Annotated in this window: 1 pseudogene; it reads left to right on the top strand. The window is 77.8% G+C overall.

The window, feature by feature from the left end:
* Positions 1-28: 28 nt before the first annotated feature.
* Positions 29-1,063, top strand: a pseudogene (locus MCAG_RS27390) (hypothetical protein); the annotation flags it as partial.

Here is a 1,063-nt window from a genome sequence, read left to right as displayed (position 1 = left end):
GACGTCGCGCTGCATACCCGACGTCGCCGTGGCCGCCCGCTGCGCCGCACAGGTACTGGAGTCGACCGTAGAGCCGCCGGACCGGGCCGTCGCCGGGCTGCGGTTGGGCGGCGCTCTCTTGCTGTCCGGGGACACCGACGGCGCGGTGGACGCGTGGCGGGCGGCACGAGCGGAGCTGACCGGCGTGGCTGGCCCTGCCGCGGCCGAACTGGACGACCTACGGCTGGCTCTGGACGCCTTCCTGGTGAACGTCACCATCCTGGAACCGGGCCGGCTGGACCTGCTGGCCGAGGTCGGCCCGGTGCCCGACGACGGCGCGCCGGCCGGCCCGGGCGCCCGCGCCCTGGACTGCGCGCTGGGGTTCCGGGCCGCATTCGAGGCTCGGCGGAGCGCGGCGGCGAGCGCCCGACGCGGCCTGTCGGACGGCCTGCTGATCCGGCACGGCAACGCGGACAGCCTCCTGGCATGCGGCTGGGTGGCCCTGCTGAGCGCGGAGGACGACGCGGCCCGGGAAAGCCTGGCCCATGGGCGGCAGGAGGCGTACCGCCAGGGCAGCGTCCGGGCGTACGGGCCGGTGCACGCGTTCGCCGCGCTCGATCAGTTGTGGCGGGGAAACCTCGCCGAGGCCGAGCGGGAGGGACGGGCCGCGGTCGAGGCGGTCGAGCGGTCCGGGGTGCGCCTGGGCCGGCCGTTCGTCGCCCCGATCCTCGCCGACGTCCTGGCCGAACGCGGCGACCTCACCGGCGCGGCGGCGGCGATGGCATGGGCCGGCCTGCCGGAGGAGCCGCCATCGGTCGGGCCGATGTACTTCTACGCCGACACCCGCGCCCGGCTGCTGCGCCGCGCCGGACACGCGGAGCGCGCGGCCGAGGCCGCGCTGGACGCCGGCCGGCTGTTCGCCGCGTTCAGAGGCGACAACCCGGCCCTCGTCCCGTGGCGGACGGAGGCGGCCCGGGCACTGCACCAGATCGGCCGGTCGGAGCGGGCGGCGGAGCTGGCCCTGGCAGAGGTGGCCCTGGCCCGCCACTGGGGCGCGCCCCGGCCGCTGGGTCGAGCGCTGCGG

Source organism: Micromonospora sp. ATCC 39149, assembly GCF_000158815.1.
Taxonomy (GTDB): Bacteria; Actinomycetota; Actinomycetes; order Mycobacteriales; family Micromonosporaceae; genus Micromonospora.
Note: the sequence above shows the minus strand (reverse complement) of the source record. Positions and strands in the feature narration are given on the sequence as shown.